This window comes from Mycobacterium sp., assembly GCF_050701515.1.
In the GTDB taxonomy this organism is placed as follows: Bacteria; Actinomycetota; Actinomycetes; order Mycobacteriales; family Mycobacteriaceae; genus Mycobacterium.
Genome location: NZ_JBOGDB010000020.1, coordinates 1 through 3,274, shown reverse-complemented (window position 1 = coordinate 3,274; position 3,274 = coordinate 1). Strand labels below are relative to the sequence as shown.

Genomic DNA, 3,274 nt, shown 5'->3' with positions numbered 1-3,274 from the left:
CGAGGTCACCCCGCAGGTGGTGCGGGTGCGCAAGGTCGAGCTGGACGCCACCAGCCGGGCGCGTGCCCGCTCTCGCGCCAAGGCCCGTGGGTAGCGGTTTCGCGGTTGGCGCCGAGATTGAACTGGCACACGGTGCTACTCGGAGTTTCGCTGCGTCCCTTCAGTCTGGCTACCAGAGTCGCCGCATGATGTATTATCATATCTGATAATATCATCGTATGATCAGTGACTTTGACGAGGTTTTGCGGTCGGCCGCGCGCCTGCAGGAGCTGGTTCCCGACGCGGTCCTTGTCGGTGGATCCGCTGCGGTTCTGTATGCCCGGCATCGCATCTCGTATGACCACGACCACGTTCTGGCCGACCTCAATGAAAGGTTCGACGCGGTACTTGAGGCGTTGGAGACAGATCCAGAGTGGGTACTGAACCGGGCAGTTCCCGGCAAGATCCTTCTCGGCAGCCTCGGTGACATCGAGGTTGGAATTCGCCAGCTGATCCGCCGGCGTCCACTGGAAACCCAGATTGTCGAGATCCCAAGCGGCGGAACCGTTGTCGCGCCGACGCCCGAGGAAACGCTGCGGATCAAGGCGTACCTGCTGGTCAAGCGAAACCAGGTGCGCGACTACATCGACCTGGCCGCGTTGGCGGATCGGTTCGGAGTGGAGTGGGCGGCAAACACGCTCGCTGATATCGACGCTTTCTACGATCAGAGAGCGCCGGGCGAGGACGCTGTGGCGGCTCAAGTACTGAGGCAGCTCGGGCAGCCTCGACCCGCCGATTCACGAGCGATCGCCGCCCTGGACCAGTACAAGGAACTTGCCCCGAAGTGGCAATCCTGGCCCGCGGTTGTTGCGCAATGCCAAGCCGTCGCCGATGCGATGATCGGCTGAGGAGCTCTCGCATGAGGACACTGCAATTCCGGAACATCAAGGCAACCCCCGACGATCCCGTCGAACGCTGGGGAGTCGAAGGCATTCTGGCCGCCATCGATCGTGGATCCCTGCGGCACTGGCGCCGTATCGCGGACTCGGTGCGCGAGGACCCGTGGGGTCCGGTCGCGTCGGATCTGGAAGAGGCGCTGCGACTTGCCGAGGACGTAGGTGTGGTCGCCACGCTGTCTCGCTCGCTGACCGACGCTCGGGCGAATGCGGAGTCCGCCGCACGCGCCGAAGTGCAGCGCCGCCTGCACAGCTTTGTCGAGGCCTCGGGATTGACGGCTGCGCAATTCGCTCAGCGGCTGGGCACCTCGGCTTCGCGGATGTCGACGTATCTGCGTGGCAAGGTCGTTCCCTCCGCGGCGCTGTTGATCCGGTGCGAGGACGTCGCCAAGAATGCGCGCCGAGATTGAACTGCAGGGGACTACTCGGAATTTCGCTGCGAGGTTTCAATCTGGGCGTGCCAAGGGCGGTGGCCGGGCCCGCAGCAGGGCTCGTGCGAAGGCCCGCGGCTAGCCTGGACGGCGTGCCGGGGTCCGTACGCATCATTGCCGCGATATCGGCGCTGATGCTGCTGACGTCGTCCTGCACGGTCAGCCCGCCGCCGGCGCCGCAGAGCACCGACACCACCGACACCACCACGCCTCCGCCGCCGCGAGCGGCGCAGATCATCATGGCCATCGACACCATCGGTCCCGGCTTCAACTCCCACCTGCTGTCCGATCAATCGGCGGTGAACGCGGCCATCAGCTCGCTGGTCCTGCCCAGTTCGTTCCGTCCGCTCCCGGATCCGGCATCGCCGACGGGCTCGCGGTGGGTTCTCGACCCGACGCTGCTGGTGTCGGCCGAGGTGACCAGCGAGAACCCGTTCACCGTGACCTACAAGGTCCGGCCGGAAGCGCAGTGGACCGACAACGCGCCGATCGCCGCCGACGACTACTGGTACCTGTGGCAGCAGATGGTCAGTCAGCCCGGCGTCGTCGACCCCGCCGGATACGACCTGATCACCGGGGTCCAGTCCATCGACGGCGGCAAGACGGCGGTAGTGACGTTTTCACAGCCCTATCCCGCGTGGCGGGAATTGTTCAACGACATCCTGCCCGCGCACATCGTCAAGGACGTGCCGGGCGGCTTTGCGGCCGGGCTGGTTCGCGCGCTGCCCGTGACCGGCGGCCAGTTCCGGGTGGAATACATCGACCCGCAGCGCGAGGAAATCCTGTTGGCGCGCAACGACCGGTATTGGGGTCCACCCGCACAGCCGGACCAGCTGCTGTTCCGGCGGGCGGGGGCGACGGCCGCGCTGGCCGACTCGATCCGCAACGGCGACACACAGGTCGCCCAGGTGCACGGTGGGACGGCCGCATTTGCCCAACTGTCCGCCATTCCCGACGTGCGGACCGGGCGGATCGTCACACCGCGCGTCATGCAGCTGACGCTGCGGGCGCAAATAGACAAGTTGGCCGATTCCCAAGTGCGCAAGGCGATTTTGGGCCTGCTCGACGTCGACCTGCTCGCCGCGGTCGGTGCCGGCAGCGACAACACCGTGACGCTGGCGCAGGCGCAAGTGCGCTCGCCGTCCGACCCGGGATACGTGCCGACCGCGCCACCCGCGCTCACCAAGGAGGCCGCGCTCGAGTTGTTGGTCGACGCCGGTTACCAGGTGGCGCCGGTCGAGACGACGGCGCCGCCGACGCCGGGCACTCCGCTACCCGACAACAACCGCGGACGGATCACCAAGGACGACGTGCCGCTGTCACTGGTGATCGGGGTGGCGGCCAACGACCCGACATCGGTGGCGGTGGCCAACACCGCCGCCGACCAGTTGCGCAATGTCGGCATCGAGGCGTCGGTGCTGGCGCTGGATCCGCCGACGCTGTATTCCGAGGCGCTCACGCAGAACCGGGTGGACGCAATCGTCGGCTGGCATCAGGCCGGGGGCGATCTCGCGACCGCACTGGCCTCTCGCTACGGATGCCGTGCGCTGGAGGCCACCGCGGTGTTCACCACCACCCCGGGCCCGAATCCGCCGGCACCGTCGCCCACAGCTGCTCCGACGCCGCGCACCCCAAACCCGCCACCGACGACCGGCACGACCACGGCAACGCCGACGACGAGAACCCCGGCGCCGGAATCCGATGAACTTGTCCAGGCGCCAAGCAACCTCACCGGCATCTGTGACCGCAGCATTCAGCCGAAAATCGACGCGGCGCTGCTGGGTACCGAGGACATCGGCGAGGTGATCAACGCCGTCGAGCCCCGGCTGTGGAACATGTCCACCGTGCTGCCGATCCTGCAGGACACCACGATCGTCGCGGCCGGCCCGCGCGTGCAGAACGTCAGCT

3 protein-coding genes are annotated in these 3,274 nt (G+C 66.9%); all 3 read left to right on the top strand.

Annotated elements, in window-relative coordinates; genetic code table 11:
* Positions 1–218 precede the first annotated feature (218 nt).
* The gene (locus tag ACRDU5_RS01725) at positions 219–887 is read left to right on the top strand and encodes a nucleotidyl transferase AbiEii/AbiGii toxin family protein (protein ID WP_526612490.1); all 669 of its coding nucleotides are present in this window, start codon (positions 219–221) and stop codon (positions 885–887) included.
* A gap of 11 nt (positions 888–898) precedes the next feature.
* The gene (locus tag ACRDU5_RS01720; protein ID WP_526612489.1) at positions 899–1,345 is read left to right on the top strand and encodes a helix-turn-helix domain-containing protein; all 447 of its coding nucleotides are present in this window, start codon (positions 899–901) and stop codon (positions 1,343–1,345) included.
* A 155-nt stretch (positions 1,346–1,500) separates the two neighbouring features.
* The coding region (locus ACRDU5_RS01715) for an ABC transporter family substrate-binding protein (protein WP_526612491.1) at positions 1,501–3,274 on the top strand (1,774 nt) is incomplete at its 3' end.

What these genes read in the sequence shown, in the direction of transcription:
- ACRDU5_RS01720 (WP_526612489.1), top strand. Translation starts at nt 899, where the DNA reads ATGAGGACACTGCAATTCCGGAACATCAAGGCAACCCCCGACGATCCC.
- ACRDU5_RS01725 (WP_526612490.1), top strand. Translation starts at nt 219, where the DNA reads ATGATCAGTGACTTTGACGAGGTTTTGCGGTCGGCCGCGCGCCTGCAG.